This is a genomic window from Helicobacter sp. 23-1046 (genome assembly GCF_053654635.1).
In genome coordinates, this window is the sequence record NZ_JBSIUS010000004.1 from 92414 (window position 1) to 109514 (window position 17101).

16 protein-coding genes are annotated in these 17101 nt (G+C 41.9%); 8 read left to right on the plus strand and 8 right to left on the minus strand.

The annotated features are described in order from the left end of the window. Positions 1–2: 2 nt before the first annotated feature. From murA to ACWIUJ_RS08930, 6 genes are read right to left on the minus strand one after another with little or no spacing between them, the layout of a single operon-like run. Complete coding sequence (murA, locus tag ACWIUJ_RS08905; protein WP_454170362.1) at positions 3–1292, minus strand: UDP-N-acetylglucosamine 1-carboxyvinyltransferase; 1290 nt, start codon at positions 1290–1292, stop codon at positions 3–5. A gap of 9 nt (positions 1293–1301) precedes the next feature. Continuing rightward, positions 1302–1712 (minus strand): hypothetical protein, encoded by a 411-nt coding sequence (locus tag ACWIUJ_RS08910; RefSeq protein WP_454170364.1) that lies wholly within the window; start codon positions 1710–1712, stop codon positions 1302–1304. 15 nt (positions 1713–1727) lie between these two features. Continuing rightward, the gene (galU, locus tag ACWIUJ_RS08915; RefSeq protein ID WP_454150124.1) at positions 1728–2552 is read right to left on the minus strand and encodes a UTP--glucose-1-phosphate uridylyltransferase GalU; all 825 of its coding nucleotides are present in this window, start codon (positions 2550–2552) and stop codon (positions 1728–1730) included. A 20-nt stretch (positions 2553–2572) separates the two neighbouring features. Continuing rightward, a complete protein-coding gene (locus ACWIUJ_RS08920) occupies positions 2573–4249 on the minus strand; it encodes a lytic transglycosylase domain-containing protein (protein WP_454170365.1) in 1677 nt (558 codons plus the stop codon). A gap of 1 nt (position 4250) precedes the next feature. Beyond that, positions 4251–4544: a YggT family protein gene (locus ACWIUJ_RS08925; protein ID WP_454151998.1), complete on the minus strand. Its 294-nt coding sequence runs from the start codon at positions 4542–4544 to the stop codon at positions 4251–4253. 19 nt (positions 4545–4563) lie between these two features. Next, a complete protein-coding gene (locus tag ACWIUJ_RS08930; protein WP_454150120.1) occupies positions 4564–4935 on the minus strand; it encodes a rhodanese-like domain-containing protein in 372 nt (123 codons plus the stop codon). Positions 4936–5056: 121 nt separating this feature from the next. Between ACWIUJ_RS08930 and ACWIUJ_RS08935 the strand changes: the two genes are divergently transcribed. The 7 genes from ACWIUJ_RS08935 to ACWIUJ_RS08965 all read left to right on the plus strand — a co-directional run bounded on the left by ACWIUJ_RS08935 (position 5057) and on the right by ACWIUJ_RS08965 (position 13992). Beyond that, the gene (locus ACWIUJ_RS08935; protein WP_454170410.1) at positions 5057–5896 is read left to right on the plus strand and encodes a ferritin-like domain-containing protein; all 840 of its coding nucleotides are present in this window, start codon (positions 5057–5059) and stop codon (positions 5894–5896) included. A 156-nt stretch (positions 5897–6052) separates the two neighbouring features. Next, positions 6053–8359, plus strand: a complete 2307-nt coding sequence (gene bamA, locus ACWIUJ_RS08940) for an outer membrane protein assembly factor BamA (protein WP_454170367.1) — start codon at positions 6053–6055, stop codon at positions 8357–8359. Between the two features lie 15 nt (positions 8360–8374). Further along, complete coding sequence (locus ACWIUJ_RS08945; RefSeq protein ID WP_454170368.1) at positions 8375–9448, plus strand: dehypoxanthine futalosine cyclase; 1074 nt, start codon at positions 8375–8377, stop codon at positions 9446–9448. Positions 9449–9484: 36 nt separating this feature from the next. Beyond that, complete coding sequence (locus tag ACWIUJ_RS08950; protein WP_454170370.1) at positions 9485–10843, plus strand: M16 family metallopeptidase; 1359 nt, start codon at positions 9485–9487, stop codon at positions 10841–10843. Between the two features lie 168 nt (positions 10844–11011). After that, the gene (locus ACWIUJ_RS08955; RefSeq protein WP_454170372.1) at positions 11012–11362 is read left to right on the plus strand and encodes a DUF4492 domain-containing protein; all 351 of its coding nucleotides are present in this window, start codon (positions 11012–11014) and stop codon (positions 11360–11362) included. Continuing rightward, the gene (locus ACWIUJ_RS08960; protein WP_454170374.1) at positions 11359–12876 is read left to right on the plus strand and encodes a cytochrome ubiquinol oxidase subunit I; all 1518 of its coding nucleotides are present in this window, start codon (positions 11359–11361) and stop codon (positions 12874–12876) included. Before ACWIUJ_RS08955 ends, ACWIUJ_RS08960 begins: the two co-directional genes overlap by 4 nt. Beyond that, a complete protein-coding gene (locus ACWIUJ_RS08965; RefSeq protein ID WP_454170376.1) occupies positions 12877–13992 on the plus strand; it encodes a cytochrome d ubiquinol oxidase subunit II in 1116 nt (371 codons plus the stop codon). A gap of 304 nt (positions 13993–14296) precedes the next feature. Here ACWIUJ_RS08965 and thiS read toward each other — a convergent pair whose 3' ends face one another. Next, a complete protein-coding gene (thiS, locus tag ACWIUJ_RS08970) occupies positions 14297–14506 on the minus strand; it encodes a sulfur carrier protein ThiS (RefSeq protein ID WP_454150108.1) in 210 nt (69 codons plus the stop codon). After that, complete coding sequence (glmU, locus tag ACWIUJ_RS08975) at positions 14503–15891, minus strand: bifunctional UDP-N-acetylglucosamine diphosphorylase/glucosamine-1-phosphate N-acetyltransferase GlmU (protein WP_454170378.1); 1389 nt, start codon at positions 15889–15891, stop codon at positions 14503–14505. Before glmU ends, thiS begins: the two co-directional genes overlap by 4 nt. 357 nt (positions 15892–16248) lie before the next feature. On the opposite strand from glmU, the gene fliP reads away from it, so the two are divergent. After that, positions 16249–16938, plus strand: coding sequence for a flagellar type III secretion system pore protein FliP (gene fliP, locus ACWIUJ_RS08980; RefSeq protein WP_454151997.1), 690 nt, complete (start codon positions 16249–16251; stop codon positions 16936–16938). Positions 16939–17101 lie beyond the last annotated feature (163 nt).

Below are 17101 nucleotides of genomic sequence, written 5' to 3' on the forward strand. Positions count from 1 at the left end.
GCTTAGTCGCGCTTTAGTCGCTCAATCTGCACGCCGAGTTGTTTTAGCTTGCTCTCTAAGTTTTCATACCCTCTGTCAAGGTGGTAGATTCTATGCACTTCGCTCTCTCCTTTTGCCACAAGGGCAGCGAGCACAAGAGCTGAGCTCGCACGCAAATCCGTAGCCATCACGCTCGCACCTAAAAGTTCTCTCCCTCCGCGCACTTTAGCCACATTGCCTTTGAGTTTAATATCTGCGCCAAGTCGCACTAGCTCGCTGGCGTGCATAAAGCGATTTTCAAACAATCGCTCCTCAATTTTACTCACACCATTACATTGTGTGGCTAGAGCCATAAATTGTGCCTGCATATCAGTGGGGAATCCGGGAAATTCAGTGGTTGTGAGTTCAAAGGGCTTGTATTTTTTGGTTGGCAGGATTTGGAGATTACACAGCGCGCAATCACTTTCATAGGGCGATTGCTCGAAGTTAAAGCCAATTTCTCCAAGTTTATCCATAACTGCACCCAAATGAGCGGTATTTACACCCTCAAGGCTGATTGTAGAGTTTGTAATCGCTCCTGCGCAAAGATAAGTGCCCGCCTCGATTCTATCAGGGATTACTGCAAAGGGCTTAAACTCTGGTAACTCGCCATCACTTCCATAGATTTCTATCTCGCTTTCCCCGATACCTTTGATTGTAATGCCATTAGCATTGAGAATCTCGCACAACTGCACTACTTCTGGCTCTTTTGCTGCGTTTATAATGCGTGTCTTACCCCGCGCAAGTGCTGCTGCCATAATGATATTTTCACAACCCGTTACGGTGATTTTATCAAAGACAATATCCGCACCTTTCAAGCCCTTTGGCGCGGTAGCGACAATGTAACCTCCAGCTATGTGAATCTCTGCGCCCATTTTTTCTAACGCCCTTAAGTGTAAATCCACAGGACGCGCACCGATAGCGCACCCACCGGGCAAGCTTACTTGGCATTTGTGAAATCGGCTAAGCAAAGGTCCTAGCACCAAAATAGATGCACGCATTTTGCGCACAATGTCATAAATTGCTTTGGTGTGGATAATGTTAGCGCACTCAAGCGTTATGCTATGAGAATCTAAGACTTCTACATTCGCACCCAAGTGCTCTAAGAGCTTGACAAAAGTTTTGACATCAGCGACATCAGGGAGGTTGCTTATTTTAGCAGGTTTATCACTTAGCAGAGTAAGCGCAAGGAGTGGAAGTGCGGCATTTTTCGCCCCAGAAATGCGCACAGAACCATTTAAATTGAGTGATTGCGTGATTTTTAGATAATCCATACCTTTCTCCTATTTTTTTTCGCGTTGTTGCAGGGCTTCGCCGATTTTTTTGCGGATTTCTTCTTTTATTTCAGGGTTATCATCTTCGAGTTTATCACGGAAGTTTGCTACTTCGTTTGTCTCCATAAGGAGCGGATTTACACAAAATTCGTGGATAATCTCAATCCAAGTGTCTTTGTCTTTCCCATCACATTTGTTAAATTTATATTTGAAAGTCTCGTAGTTTTGTGTAAGGGCTTCTTTGTTTTCTTTATTGGCGGTTACTAATGCAAGCAATGCAGCCAAATCATTTCCTTGTTGTTGTGGGGCTTCATCGCTTTGCTTTGATACCGCTACGCTTAAAATCCCAGCAAATATGAGGGGCAACGCCAAAGAGAGCATCACCACCCAACAAAACACATAAAAAATTAAATCAAACATTGTCTCTGCCCAACCCTACCCCTTAAAGTCTTTAAATAAGTTTATGGTCGCTTCTACATATCCACTAATTGAGCCACAATCATATCTTGAGCCTTTGAATTTGTATGCGAGCACTCTGCCTTGTTTTGCTTGCTCTAAAAGCGCGTCAGTGATTTGAATCTCACCTTTTTTGCCCGGTTTGGTTACACGCAAAATATCAAAAATATCAGGCGTTAAAATGTAGCGACCGATGATTGCTAGATTGCTCGGTGCGTTTTGTGGATTTGGTTTCTCCACCATATTATTTACGCGATACACGCCATCTTCAATCATTTCACCAGCCACAATTCCATATTTATCCACTTCTTTGGAATCCACCTCCTCAATCGCCACAATAGAGCAACGATAGGTTTTATACAATTCTACCATTTGGGCTAAGATTCCCTGAGAGCCTTTATTTACACATAGGTCATCAGCCAAAATCACCGCAAAAGGCTCTTGCCCGATAAGCACCTCACCTGTCAAAATCGCGTGCCCCAACCCTTTCATTTCGTTTTGGCGTGTGTAGGAGAAATTACAAAGATTAGTCAATCGGCGAATGTCTTTGAGCAAGTCCTCTTTATCCGTGCCTTGAATCTGGTGCTCTAATTCATAATTTATGTCAAAATGGTCTTCTATGGCTCTTTTCCCTCGTCCTGTAACGATTGCCATTGTGTGGCAACCTGCTTCTAGGGCTTCTTCTACGCCATATTGGATAAGCGGTTTCGTGAGCACAGGAAGCATTTCTTTTGGCATTGCCTTTGTCGCGGGCAAAAAGCGTGTCCCATAGCCAGCAGCTGGAAATAAACATTTATCAATCATTTTATACTCCTTAGTGTGATTTAATTTACCAATGTCGCCTTGAGAATCTCCTCAACATTCACTTTGTTCCCCAAAATCTCTTGATAGACGATGTAGTTTGCAAGCACTTTTATCCCATAATAGCGTGTCTCTTCTATGGGCAAAAGCTCTAGACTTAGCCAAGGCTCATACGCACGATTTTTCTTAAAAAGAGTCTTTTTGGCAAGGGTTCGGCGCAAGAATCCCGGACCACCATTATACGCATACGCAATGAAAAGAGGGTTTTTAAACTCTCTTTCTAAATCCCCAAGATAAAACCTCCCAAATTCAAGGGCGGTAAGTGGGTTAAACATATCTTCAAGTGTAATATCTTTTATACCCAAACTTCTAGCAAAGGGCTCGACATTAAATGGCATTATTTGCATCATTCCAAGCGCGTAAGAAGTCGAAACCAATGCAGGCAAGAAAATGCTCTCTTGCTTTGCTACGGCATAAGTGATTGCTTTTTGGTGTGTGCTCTTCCATTCAAGTTTGTCGCTAAATGGCGTGATAAAGTAGCTATTGGCAAAATTACTCGCACGATTATGCACATACGCGAAATGCGCCTCACTCTCGCTAAAAGCAAAGTTTTCAGCCAATTTCATAAGAGCTTTTGAATCTTTAACTTGTGTGAGATTATCACGCAGGATTTGCCACTCAAATGGGTCTGTAATGTCAAACGCGGGCTTTTTGGTAGAGCTAAGATTCTCAAATCCACTCACAATGGTGTAGCTCGGGGCGACTTCGAGCTTTTGGATTGCGTAGAGTGTGTATAAATCAGGGCTTTTGCTTTGAGAGAGTGCCTTTAAGACCTCCTCATCGCCACCACAATAATACTGCCAAAATCGCGCCCGATTGACAAATAGCGAATCTTTGCTTTTTGATTCTGAGAGTTTAAAATATTCAATGGCGGCTTCTTTGTTGCCATTTTGGAGTTCATAGAGCCCTAGCAAAAAGCTCGTATAAGAATCAGCACCCGTTATTTTTGCGCCAAGTAGAGATTTTTTAAACTTTGGCAGAGAATCTTCAAAAAGGATTTTTTGAAGCACTTTATTAAATTCTCGCACATTTTGGTCGCCGAGTTTTTTAATGCTGGCTGGTTTTATGGTTTGGTTTATGATTCGCTCTTTTTGTTGGGCTCCAAGTATGTTAAAAATCTCAGCAAATGTCTTAGCATCGGCGTTTAGCATTTGTGTGAGAATTTGCTTTGAGCTAAGAATCTCTACTTTTAACGCCAAATTTGCATCGCTTTTAATTGCTTCTTTAAGGGCTTGGAGTGTTTTTGGAGGCAGATTTGGCACTTGACTTAGGCGTAATCCTTGCTTAAGACAAGCCAAATCCTTTTGCAACAGGGCGTTTATATCAAGTGAGCGACAATAAAAATTCGCAGGGAGCTCATCTGGCTTCCCCTTTTTTGACATAAGGGTATTGAGTTTTGGATTTTTACGACTGACGAGCTCATAGGCTTTGATAGCATCTTGGAGTTTGGTGTTTTCATCGCTTAAATACCGCCAAATATAAAAATCCCGTGCAATCCCGCTGGGCTTAGATTCTAAAAATTCTAGTGTGATGTCGGGGGTTTTTTGCTTTTTGGTATAAGAATCTTTACCATACGCACAGCTCAACGCCAAACCTGCAACAAAAATAATGACACATTGTGTGGAGCGAGAAAAATACAATTTATAATCCTTGAGCGTATTTTAATAACAAACGAACAAACATCAAATCAATAAACTTTAACATCACAATAACAATAAGCGGCGCGAAGTCTATACCGCCAAAATTCGTAGGCATTAAAGAACGCATTTTAGCAAATAAAGGTTCGCTTAGGCGCGTTAAAACCTGCACGATTGGATTGTAGGGGTCGGGTTTTACCCAGCTTAGCAACACAGCAATAATGAGCACCCAAATGTAAATGTTAATAAGCATACTTATAATGTGAGCAAGAGATTCTAAAAAAGTGCTAAAAACCATCATAGTGCTATCCTTTTAGTTAATCCTGTGGTGTTTGGTGTTGAGAATCTTGGGTGTTAAGCAACCCTAAAAGCTCAAAATGCGCAAAATAATCATCAAAAAAATAAATATTTTTGCATCCATTTTGGACCAACGCCGTGCCTAAATTTGCCGCTGTGTGCCCGCTATAACACACAAGCAAGATTTTTGTTTGCGCGTGTTTTTGGCTAAAGGCAAATACTTCTTGGGCATTGCTAAAATGTTGAGAATCCTTGATATGCGCGTGGTTGTAATCACTCTCATCGCGAATGTCAATAATGGCATAAGAATCTTGCATAAAGCCAGCCATATCAGGCGCGTAGATTGGCGTAGCAAGTGAGAGGTTGTTTTTACCCTGCATTGGAGAATCCATACATTTCCTTAAAGTTGAGTTATACACTTTTGACAAAATATAATCTTAATTGTAATAAAAATTTCTTAATTTTGCGCATTAAAAGCGTGTGATAAAAGCACAACTCGCTATAATATCTCAAATGAAACAAGAGAAAAATGAGTTTTTTAGCCAACTGCTTAGCGTCCTTCAAAGTGAGGACTTCGCCACTTTGCGAGAGAGATTCACGCATTTTTATGAGGATTTTAAATCACACAAGATAATTTTTAATAACGAGCAAGAAAGTATGCCTTGCACGGAATTTAACGCGCTTTATTTATGTGGTAGCAAATCTCTCTCTCCACTTAAAATCCGCCGCCCTAAAAACGCCAACTCCACTATCGCAAGTGCTAAAATCCTCCACTCCGTAGCACATATAGAATCTAGTGCTATTGTTTTAGCCCTTGATGCGGCATATCGATTCAAAAATATGCCATTAGCATTTTATGAAGATTGGCTTAGTGTAGCAAATGAAGAAATTGCACATTTTTGCTTGCTTAATGCTATTTTGGGCGAGATTGGATATAAATATGGCGATTTTCCTACGCACAATCTCTTTTTTGACGCATTAGAGCGCACCCAACACAATCTAAGCACACGAATGGGAATCGTGCATCGCGGACTAGAAGCAAAGGGGTTAGATGCCAATCCCTTTGTGCAAGAAAAGCTCCTCCAAACCACGCTAGATATTAAGCCTGCCATTAAATATGCTTTTGATGTGATATTGCGCGATGAGGTAAGTCATGTCTTAAAGGGTGATAAATGGTGGCGTTTTTCTCTTCGTGCCACGCCACATAAAGATATGGACGCGCGTTTTATCAATCTTTGTGCAGAGTTTAGTGATTTGCGCCTTTTGGGGAAGATTCCCAACATACAGGCACGACTTAGCGCAGGATTTAGCCAAGCAGAAATACAATCCCTACAATCCCTTTATGCGCGCTAACATTTAGCATAACAATTTGCAAGCAATGATAAGCAAGTTTTGTGGTTGGGCGATAGGGCTTTATTTTGTAAAATTTTTACTATTTCAAAGTATAATTACCATTTTTTGCATTTTTTGTGCCTAATATAAAAAGACTTTTAGTAGGAGCTAAATTTTATGATTAAACGCCTTGTATTTGCGCTTTTGCTGTCCTTTAGTGCCACATTGTGTCTTGGTGCGCAAATTAGCGCGGTTAAATATCAGGGGAGCACTTCGATTTCTGATACGCTTGCAAGCGAGATTGCTAATATCAAAGCAGGCGATACACTTGATATTAACAAAGTTGATAACGCGATTAAAGAGTTTTTCAAACAGGGGTATTATGAAGATGTGTATGCTTCGTTTGAAAACGGAATCCTTACCTTTCATTTCAAGCAGCGTCCAAAGGTCGCAAGCATTGAGATTAAGGGCTATGGGAGCGAGAGCGAAAAAGAATCGCTCTATGGACAAATTGGCATTAAAAAGGGCGATAGTTATGATGAGGTGCGATTGGAGCGCGCTAAAAATGTCATAAAAACAATTTTGGAGTATCAAGGTTATTATGGCTCGGTGATAAAAGAAGAGATACAACCCGTAGGAAGCGATGAGGGCGCGTATGCCATTACACTTCATATCAATCAAGGCGATAATATTATCATCAAAGAGGCTACATACAATGGCAGAGAAAAGCTCAAGGTAAGCGAAATCCAAGAACTCAGCGCAAACAAACAAAAACAATTTGCTGGCTGGTTTTGGGGGAGAAATGATGGCAAGTTGCGTTTATATGACTTAGAATATGATAATGCACGCATTCAAGATTCTTATATGCGTAGAGGATTTTTAGACGCACAAGTAGGCCCCGCGTTTTTGGAGGCGGATTTTAGTGATTATAGCGCGAAGTTACGCTATGACATTAGCGAGGGCGAGCAGTATAAAGTCTCTGATGTGCAAATCATTATCCAATCTCCACAAATCAACGAAAAAAAGCTCCTAAAAAAGCTCAGAATCCAAAAAGGCGATGTGTTTAACATTGAAAATTTACGCGCTGATATGGAGATTATCAAGTATGAGATAGCGGATATGGGTTATGCCTTTACGCGCGTATCGCCTGATTTGGATAAAGATTCTACGAATGCTGAAGTTCGCGTGCTTTATTATATCCAAGCAGGACAAAAAGTGCGGGTTAATGATGTCATCATTTCTGGCAACACACGCACGGGAGATAGAATCATTCGTAGAGAGTTATTGCTTTCCCCGGGAGATGAATACAACCTCACACAAATCAAAAATTCTGAAAACGCACTAAGGAGACTTGGATTTTTTGAAAAAGTAGAGATTGAGGAGCGGCGCGTTAGCGAGGACTATATCGATTTGCTTGTCAATGTCCAAGAGCAACGCACAGGTGAGCTTATGTTTGGTTTTGGCTATGGAAGCTACGATAAGCTAATGATAAATGCTTCTATTAGGGAGCGCAATCTCTTTGGCACAGGGCATAGCGGACAGCTGTATGCAGATTGGAGTGCGTATAGGCAGATTGTCAATCTCACTTTGGTAAATCCGCGCATTTTAGATTCCGCGTATTCAGAATCTGTAAGTCTTTTTGTCTCTAACTACTATAATTGGCAATATAGAGAACGCACTACGGGTGCTACGATAAATGTGGGGCGATTGATTACTGAGACCTTTCGCGTCTCTTTGGGCTACACGCTTAGCAAGACCATTATTGATTTTCCAGACCAACGATTTGGATATTATTACAGCTCGACAAATTATAGCTATTACAAGCCACTCTATGAGCAATATTTTGCAAGCAAAGGTTATGAAGTCTCTCCGCTTGAGGGACCAATTAAGAGTGCTATCACACCAAGCCTATCTTTTGACAACACCGATGACTACTACTTCCCTAAAAATGGTATCATCGCTTCAGCCTACGGAGAAGTAGCGGGTGTTGGATTCTTAGGCTTTGATGAAAAATATGTCAAATTATATGGAAAGTTCGCAGGATACAAACATTTAAAGAATCTCATCGGGGTCGATGTCATCGCGCGCTATAAAATGCAAATAGGTGGGATATATGATTTAGGGCATGTGCCAATCACAAGTCGCTTCTATATGGGGGGCATTAACAGCGTGAGAGGCTATTATGTAAGCTCACTTACGCCTTATGAGGGTGAATTGCGCGTGGGTGGTAATTATATCAACACACATTCTGTGGAGCTTAGCTTTGGTTTGTTAGAAAAGGCACAAATGCGCTTGGCAGTATTCTTTGATTATGGTATGATTGGAATCCAACGAATAGATGAAACACAACGGTCATCTTGGGGGCTGGCACTTGAGTGGGTAAGCCCTATGGGACCTATTGTGATTGTTTTCCCACGCGCCATCAATCCCGGACCAAATGACGCTCAATCAAGTTTTGAATTCACAATGGGAACGAGATTCTAACAATAAGGACAAACAATGAGTAATACACCTACAATCAACACCAAGCGCGTAAGCAAAAGCGAAATTTTAGATTTAATGCAAAACGCCCCGCTTAAAGAGCTTGGTAAAATGGCAAGTAAGATTCGTGATTCTTTGCACCCAAGCAAGACAATTACTTTTATCGTGGATAGAAACATTAACTACACCAATGCGTGTTGGGTGGATTGTAAATTTTGCGCATTTAAGCGTAGAGTGGGCGAAGAGGGGTTGTATATTTTGAGTTTTGATGAAATTAGTCAAAAAATCGATGAACTTTTAGCGGTGGGAGGCACGCAGATTCTCTTTCAAGGTGGGGTGCATCCCAAACTAAAGATTGAGTGGTATGAGGAGCTTGTGAGCTTTATCCACAACAAATACCCACAAATTACCATTCACGGATTCTCTGCCATTGAGATTAACTACATTGCCAAAGTTTCTAAAATATCAATCCCTGAAGCGCTAAAACGCTTACAAAAGGCTGGGCTTAGCTCAATCCCAGGAGCTGGGGCAGAGATTTTAAGCGATAAAGTGCGTGATATTATCGCGCCCAAAAAGCTCTCCACACAACAATGGCTAGAAGTGCATAGAGAGGCACATAAGATTGGAATGAAAGGCAGTGCGACAATGATGTTTGGAAGTGTGGAGAGTGATGAGGACATTGTGGAGCATTGGGAGCATTTGCGTAGCCTTCAAGATGAGTATGGCGGATTCCGTGCGTTTATTTTGTGGAGTTTTCAGCCCGATAACACCCCGCTTAAACGAGAGTTTCCCCACATACAACGAGCAAGCTCTAATCGATATTTGCGATTGCTTGCGTGCTCGAGAATCTATCTTGATAATTTCACAAACATTCAAAGTTCTTGGGTTACACAGGGTTCTTACATTGGACAGCTTGCGCTGTGCTTTGGGGCAAATGACTTAGGAAGCACGATGATGGAAGAAAATGTCGTTTCAAGCGCAGGAGCGGCGCATTCAATGAATGAACAAGAAATGATTGCACTTATAAAAGACTTGGGGTTAAGGGCGGCTAAGCGCGATACAGCGTATAACATTTTGCAGCGATTTGATTAGATTCTCTGTTTTTTAGATTGCTTTAAAGGAAATAAAATGAAAAAAGTTGTGTTTATTGTCGGAATCTTTATATTCATAGGAGGGTTGTTTATTATGCTAAGGAGTGATAAAAATATCGATGGCGTAGAGTTTGTAGAGATAAATGGCGTGCAAGTGCCACTAATTTTTGAGCGAAGCGAGCTTTTACCCATAGGCAGCGTCCAACTTGTTTTTAATGGCGGAGGAAGCGCGTATGATTGGCAAAATGCTGGCACAGATTCTACTGCATTTAGCGCAAAAGATAGTGTGCAGGCAAAAGCAGGACTTGCCTCACTTGCAAGTAGGCTACTTAATGCTGGCACAAAGGAGCTAGGAAGCGTGGGATTTGCCGAAAAGCTAGAGAGCAAGGCAGTAAGCCTTAATGCCGCTACAAGCACGCGAACACTAAGCTTTAATATATCATTTTTAAGCGAGTATAAGGATTTCGCACTTGATTGTCTAGCAGAATTGTTGCAATCCCCAAATACAACTGAAGAAGAGTTTGAGAAAGTTAAAGCACTCGCTCGCAGTGCTATTTTAGCCAAGCAAAATGATTTTGACTATATTGCAGGGGTGAATTTAAACAAAATCTTTTTTGCTGGCACACCATTAGGCTTTGAGCGGACGATTGAGAGCATACAATCACTTCACCTAGCTGACATTACACACTATTTGGAAAAAAATCTTGTCCTTAATCGCCTTATTATCGTGGCTGGTGGCGATTTAGACAAAGAGGGGATAAAGAATGATTTACGCGCACGGCTTGGCTTTTTACCCAAAGGCGATGTAGTAAGCAAACCACAAATTAAACCACACAGAAACCTCGCTTATATAGAATCTAAGAAGCCCACACAACAGGCATATATTTACTTTTCATCGCCATTTAATGCCGATGTAAGCGAAGCATATAAGACAAAGGTAATGAGCTTTGTGCTTGGGAGCAGTGGATTTGGCTCTAGGATTATGGAGGAAGTGCGTGTGAAACGAGGTTTAGCATACTCGGCATATTTTAGTATTATTGGCTCAAGCGATGTGATAAACTATGGCACAGGACACTTGCAAACGGGACTAGATTCTAAAGATGAGGCACTAAGAGTGGTGCGCGAGGTAATGAGGGAATTTGTAGAAAATGGAATCACCCAAGAGGAGCTTGATGGGGCAAAGGCGTTTATCTTAGGTAGTGAGCCCTTGCGCGAGGAGACACTCTCTCAGCGACTTGATGCGAAGTTTAACAACTATTTTAGGGGATTGCCACTTGATAATCACAAGCGCGACACACAAAAAATCACCAATCTTACTTTAGATGAAATCAACACATTTATCAAAAGCCATAAGGAAATTTTAGATTTAAGTGTGAGCATTGTAGATAGCGAATAATTAACCTTTAGTGCTTGCCAGCATTTTTTGGAATCAAAATTTGGTTTTTTAAGAATAAATTAAGAATATCATATTTATAATTGCGCGTTTTATATTTGGTTTGGCAAGATTTTGGCAAGGTGGCAAGGGTTGGACCTAAGTTTTACTCTTTTGCAAACAAGGATAACAATGACAAAACTCCTAAAAAATATCACTTCTTTTTATGTCGATGGGTTTAGAAATATGACGCTTGGTAGAGTGCTTTGGGCAGTGATAGCTATCAAACTCATCATAATGTTTGGCGTGCTCAAAGTCTTTGTCTATGACACTTCGCTAGCCACTCTAGGCACAAGCGAGGCAAAATCTCAATTTGTGCTAGGCAATCTCACGCACCCTGACTTAGATTCTAAAGCCATTGCAGAGAATCTCACCTATGATGTTAGCGATACTAGTCAAAATCCTTTGCAAAGCACAACCCAACCAAAATCTAGCACCGCACACGCATACACAAATCCTGCAAATCCCACACAAAAGGAGTGAATATGGAATTAAGTGTCGATTGGAGTAGAGCGCAGTTTGGTTTGACTGCGATTTATCACTTTTTGTTTGTCCCGCTGACTTTGGGGCTTAGCTTCATCGTAGCGATTATGGAGAGTATCTATGTCAAAAGTGGCGATGAAAAATGGCTAAAAATTACGAAATTTTGGCTCACCCTTTTTGGCGTAAATTTCGCTATCGGTGTCGCCACAGGCATTATAATGGAATTTGAATTTGGCACAAATTGGGCAAATTATAGTTGGTTTGTGGGCGATATTTTTGGCGCACCGCTTGCGATTGAGGGTATTATCGCGTTTTTCTTAGAAGCGACATTTTTTGCGGTGATGTTTTTTGGGTGGAATCGCGTCTCAAAACAATTTCACCTCCTCTCTTCGTGGCTCGTTGCCATTGGGAGCAATCTCTCTGCGTTTTGGATATTAGTTGCAAATGGTTGGATGCAATACCCCATCGGCACGATATTTAACCCCGATAGTGCGCGAAATGAGATGAGTAGCGTGCTAGAGGTGATTCTCTCTCCTGTGGCAGTGGCGAAATTCCTCCACACTATTGCGAGTGGCTATGTGATTTCCGCGCTTTTTGTGATGGGCATAAGCGCGTGGTTTTTGCTTCGCGGGCGGCATATTTGGGAGGCGAAACGCTCTCTCATAGTCGGGGCTAGCTTTGGGCTTCTCACTTCGATTTTCCTCTTTTTGAGTGGTGATGAGAGTGCGTATCAAGTTACCCAAAAGCAACCGATGAAACTCGCTGCAATGGAGGGAATCTATGATGGCGAGCATAGGGCGGGGCTTGTGGCATTTGGCATACTAAACCCTGAAAAAAAGCTAGGCGATGAAAAGCCGACATTTTTATTTGATTTTACCATTCCCTACGCGCTTTCAATCTTAGGCACGAGGGATAGTGGCGGGTTTATCCCGGGGATAAATGACTTAGTCTTTGGCAATGAGGAAAAAAATATCCCCTCTTTAGATTCTAGAATCTCTTCAGGCAAGCTCGCCGTGCAAGCCTTAAAATCCTACAAAGAAGCAAAAGAGCAAAATGACACGCAGGCTATGGAGGAGCAAAAATCTATCTTGCAGGCAAATATGAGCAACTTTGGCTATGGCTACTTAGAATCAAAAGAGAGGGCTGTGCCACCTGTGGCGATTACTTTTTATAGCTTTCATTTGATGGTGGCGTTAGGTTCTGCGTTTTTTGTGCTTTTTATCGTGGTGCTGTATCTCTCTATGGCAAATGATGTGCAAAAGTTTAGAAAGATTTTGTGGTGTTGCGTGGTGGCGATACCCTTTGGCTACATCGCAGCAGAGGCGGGCTGGATAGTCGCAGAGGTGGGCAGACAGCCGTGGGCGATACAGGATTTGATGCCTGTGCATATCGCTGCGACAAACCTCTCGCACACCAACATTCAAATTTCATTTTTCTTATTTTTGTTTTTATTCACTGCGCTCTTACTCGCCGAGCTTGGCATTATGAAAAAAACCATAAGCAAAGGATTTTAGATGTTTTTTGGATTAGAATTAGCGCATTTGCAGGTGTATTGGTGGGTGTTAGAGAGTTTGCTAGGCGGGCTTTTGGTGTTTATGTTTTTTGTGCAAGGTGGACAAGGGCTTATCGATAGGCTATCAAGCAATGAAGAGGAAAAATCCCTGCTTATCAATACTTTGGGCAAAAAATGGGAGCTAGGATTTACCACGCTAGTGCTTTTTGGCGGGGCGGCATTTGCGGCATTTCCGCTGTTTTATGCTACGAGCTTTGGCGGGGCGTATTGGGTGTGGCTAGCGATACTCTTTTGCTTTATTGTGCAAGCGGTGAGCTATGAATACCGCAAAAAAGAGGGCAATCTACTCGGCGCAAAAACCTATGAAGTGTTTTTGAAAATCAACGGGATTTTGGGCGTGTTTCTTATCGGCGTGGCGGTGAGCACATTTTTTAGCGGTTCATATTTCACTCTTGATTCTCAAAATTTTGTAGAGTGGCAAAGTGAGTGGCGCGGGCTAGAGGCACTTGCAAATCCGTGTAATTATTTGCTAGGCTTCTCTCTTGTGTTTTTAAGCAGGATTTTGGCGGAGAGCTATTTCATAAACGCCATAGCAAACGAAAATATCACGCAAAAATCCCGCAAAGACATAGTAGTAAATACGGCGTTGTTTTTGCCATTTTTTCTTGGATTTTTAGCGTGGATTTGTCTAAAAGAGGGCTTTGGCATAAGTGAGAGTGGCGAAGTGATAATGGTGGAGAATCTGTATTTGCAGAGCTTTTTGCAAAATCCATTGATTGTAGTGTTGCTTCTTATAGGCGTGGTGTGCGTGCTAGCGGGAATCTTTTTTAGCATTAAAGGCACAAAAGGGATTTTTGCTTTGGGCGTGGGCGTGGTGTGCGCGGTGATGGCGGTGTTTTTGAATGTGGGCTTGGGGGATAGCGCGTTTTATCCTAGTCTAAGCGATTTGCAAAGCTCGCTTACTATCGCAAATGCAAGCTCAAGCTACTACACGCTAAGCGTGATGGGCTATGTAAGCCTCACAATCCCCTTTGTGCTAGGCTATATCGTGCTTGTGTGGCGCAAAATGGATAGCAAAAAAATGGAGCTAAGCGATTTGGATTCGCATTCGTATTAGGTTTTGGTTTTTATGGTGCAATCGTGCATAAATCGTGGGTGCGAAATTGCTTTAAATCTTGTGTGCGAAATTGTCTATGATTTTGCATACTAGATTTTGCTAGATTTTGGTTTTTTTGTTAGATTTATATTCGTTTGAAAATTTTCTAAAAAGGAGCGTGTGAAATGCTATGGTCGTTATTTTTGATATGCTTTTGGCCTTTAGTCATCTTTTTGGCATATAAGTTTATTAGCCTAAATATCAATGAAATCCAAAGACGCGAAGAGAAAAAGTAATCAGGCAAGGAGAGTTGTTTTTGGCGGGTTTATCCACCGCCGACAAATTGCAAGATTTCAATCTCATCATTTTGCGCGATTTTGGCACTCTCCCAGCATTCTTGCTTCACTACTTGTGTGTTTTGAGCGATAGCGATAGTTTGAGCTCGTATGCCTAGCTCACTTACGAGGATGGCGATAGTTTGCGCGTTTGTGTTATGAGGTTTGCCATTAAGTAGGATTTGTATAGACTCACTCATTTGCTCCCTCCAAAAAACCGCGCAAAAAATCCAAGTTTGTTGCTTTGCTTGGTGCGTGAGATAGCGAGCGCGCCACTTGGGATATTTTGCGTTACGGTTGTGCCTGCGGCAATTATCACGCTAGATTCTATGCTGATTGGTGCGACAAGCTGGCAATCACTGCCGATAAAGACATTTTCCCCGATGAGTGTTTTATGCTTTTGTTTGCCGTCATAATTGCAAGTGATGACGCCCGCCCCCACATTGCTCCCTCTGCCTATCTCGCAGTCGCCAAGATAGCTTAAATGTCCCGCTTTGACGCCATTTAGTTTGCCCGCTTTGACTTCTACGAAGTTGCCAATGTGTGTGTCTATGATTTCACACTTTGGGCGGATATGCGCGCAGGGTCCCACATCGCTACGCTTAATAGTGCTAGATTCTACCACGCTATGGGCTTTAATGTGGGAATCTTCTATGACGCACTCCCCGCTTATCCTCACGCCATTTTCTATGACGCACTCCCCGATAAACTCCACGCCACATTCGATATACACACTTTGTGGAATGTCAAAGCGCACGCCCTTTTGCATTGCCTCATTTCGCAATCGTGCTAAAAGCACTTCTTGGGCGTCTGCTAAATGTGCTTTGGAATTTATCCCCATAAACTCTTCACTATTTACAAACTCCGCGCCAATGTCTATGGCTCGTGTAATTTTGCATTTTTTAAGGAGATTTGCATCGCGCGCAAGAGCGATAATGTCGGTGAGATAGTATTCTTGCTGGGCATTGGCATTTGATAAATGTGGCAAAAGGGTTCCAAGCAAGGATTTTTCAAACACATACACGCCCGCATTGAGCGTTGTAATCGCCTTTTGCTTGGCGTTAGCGTCTTTTTCCTCGATGATTGCTTGCACTTGAGGCGAGCTTTTTACCCCCTTTTTAGAATCTAACACCACACGCCCATATCCTTGCGGATTTGCTAGTTCAAACACGCTTAGCACGATAGATTCTCGCCTTGCGCATAGGGCTTGGAGGCTTGCGGTGCGCACTAGAGGCATATCACCATTTAGCACGAGGATTTTTTCATACTTGCATTTTACCCCCATTAACGCCCCACCCGTGCCCGGATAGTTTTTGTGGTCTTGGGTGTGGAAGTGAATGTGTGAGGGGATATGCTCGCTAAATTCACGCATAATGGAATCTGTGATTTCATCGGCTTGATGATAGAGCACGATATGTATGTCATCACTTATTGGTAGGCTCTCGCGCAAGATAAGCGAAATCATACTGCGCCCACAAAGCGTATGTAAGACTTTTGGTGTGTGGGATTTCATTCGTGTGCCAGCTCCAGCGCATAAAATAACAACTGAATGTGAAAAAATTTCCAATTTAGCGCATTTTTTCATTAAGATTCCTTGAAATTTAGTCATTTTTATGGAATTTTAACACATAAAATCCTATAATCGCGGATTTTAAAGAAATTACACCAAAGGATTGGTTTGAAAGCACTAAGGGCATTATTTCTTTGTATTGCGTTTTTTGTCTCGCTAAGCGCAAATGTAGAATCTCAACAAACACAAAAAGTGCCCGCGCAAGTGCCACCACAACAAACCCTTGATGGCTCAACCCACCCTTATATGATTGAAGTAGAAAATCCCTATTTGCCACAAGAGCCAAATATCCGTCCTCTTGCACCACAAGTGCCAGATAAGGTTACACCAGAGAGGCGCACGCAAGATATACAATCTAAGCCAAATGTGAAAATGCCTCCAGCGGTGCAGATTCCACAGCTTAATCTCTCGCTTACACCACCAAGCCAGCCAAATGAGCTTGTAAGCACGCTTAATATCATCATAGTCATCACGCTTTTGGTGCTCGCGCCCTCGCTTGTGCTAGTGATGACAAGTTTCACGCGGATTTTGATTGTGTTTGCATTTTTGCGCACTGCGCTTGGCACACAACAATCCCCACCTACGCAGATTCTAGTTTCATTGGCGTTGGTGCTGACATTTTTTATTATGGAGCCAATCGCTACAAGGGCTTATAATGAGGGCATTAAGCCATATAGTGAGAGCAAGATTTCCTATGATGAGGCGTTTGATATTGCTATCAAGCCTTTTAAAGAATTTATGATTACTAATACGCGTGAGAAGGATTTGGCACTCTTTTTTAGAATCCGCAACCTTGATAATCCTCAAACAATGGACGATGTGCCACTTACTGTGGCTATTCCAGCATTTATGATTAGCGAGCTCAAAACAGCGTTTTGGATAGGATTTTTGCTTTATTTGCCATTTCTTGTGATTGATATGGTGATAAGTTCGGTGCTTATGGCGATGGGTATGATGATGCTTCCACCTGTGATGATTTCACTGCCATTTAAGATTCTCGTGTTTGTGCTCGTTGATGGATTTAATTTATTGGTTGGGAATCTCGTGGCAGGCTTTAAGTAGCTACTTTTATAAGAAAATAGTTACAAAATTTATATATAAGAACGATTATTTGTTTTTCATTTACTATTTTTTGTGTATAATGTTGTCAAATATTTAAAAATTTGATTTTTTAAATATCATTCTTAATTTTGTGCTACTATGATAATTCTAAAAAGATGCTTAG

Coding starts and splice junctions, on each gene's coding strand:
- murA (WP_454170362.1), bottom strand. CDS start 1,292: ATGGATTATCTAAAAATCACGCAATCACTCAATTTAAATGGTTCTGTG.
- ACWIUJ_RS08910 (WP_454170364.1), bottom strand. CDS start 1,712: ATGTTTGATTTAATTTTTTATGTGTTTTGTTGGGTGGTGATGCTCTCT.
- galU (WP_454150124.1), bottom strand. CDS start 2,552: ATGATTGATAAATGTTTATTTCCAGCTGCTGGCTATGGGACACGCTTT.
- ACWIUJ_RS08925 (WP_454151998.1), bottom strand. CDS start 4,544: ATGGTTTTTAGCACTTTTTTAGAATCTCTTGCTCACATTATAAGTATG.
- ACWIUJ_RS08930 (WP_454150120.1), bottom strand. CDS start 4,935: ATGGATTCTCCAATGCAGGGTAAAAACAACCTCTCACTTGCTACGCCA.
- ACWIUJ_RS08935 (WP_454170410.1), top strand. CDS start 5,057: ATGAAACAAGAGAAAAATGAGTTTTTTAGCCAACTGCTTAGCGTCCTT.
- bamA (WP_454170367.1), top strand. CDS start 6,053: ATGATTAAACGCCTTGTATTTGCGCTTTTGCTGTCCTTTAGTGCCACA.
- ACWIUJ_RS08945 (WP_454170368.1), top strand. CDS start 8,375: ATGAGTAATACACCTACAATCAACACCAAGCGCGTAAGCAAAAGCGAA.
- ACWIUJ_RS08950 (WP_454170370.1), top strand. CDS start 9,485: ATGAAAAAAGTTGTGTTTATTGTCGGAATCTTTATATTCATAGGAGGG.
- ACWIUJ_RS08955 (WP_454170372.1), top strand. CDS start 11,012: ATGACAAAACTCCTAAAAAATATCACTTCTTTTTATGTCGATGGGTTT.
- ACWIUJ_RS08965 (WP_454170376.1), top strand. CDS start 12,877: ATGTTTTTTGGATTAGAATTAGCGCATTTGCAGGTGTATTGGTGGGTG.
- thiS (WP_454150108.1), bottom strand. CDS start 14,506: ATGAGTGAGTCTATACAAATCCTACTTAATGGCAAACCTCATAACACA.
- glmU (WP_454170378.1), bottom strand. CDS start 15,891: ATGAAAAAATGCGCTAAATTGGAAATTTTTTCACATTCAGTTGTTATT.
- fliP (WP_454151997.1), top strand. CDS start 16,249: ATGCCTCCAGCGGTGCAGATTCCACAGCTTAATCTCTCGCTTACACCA.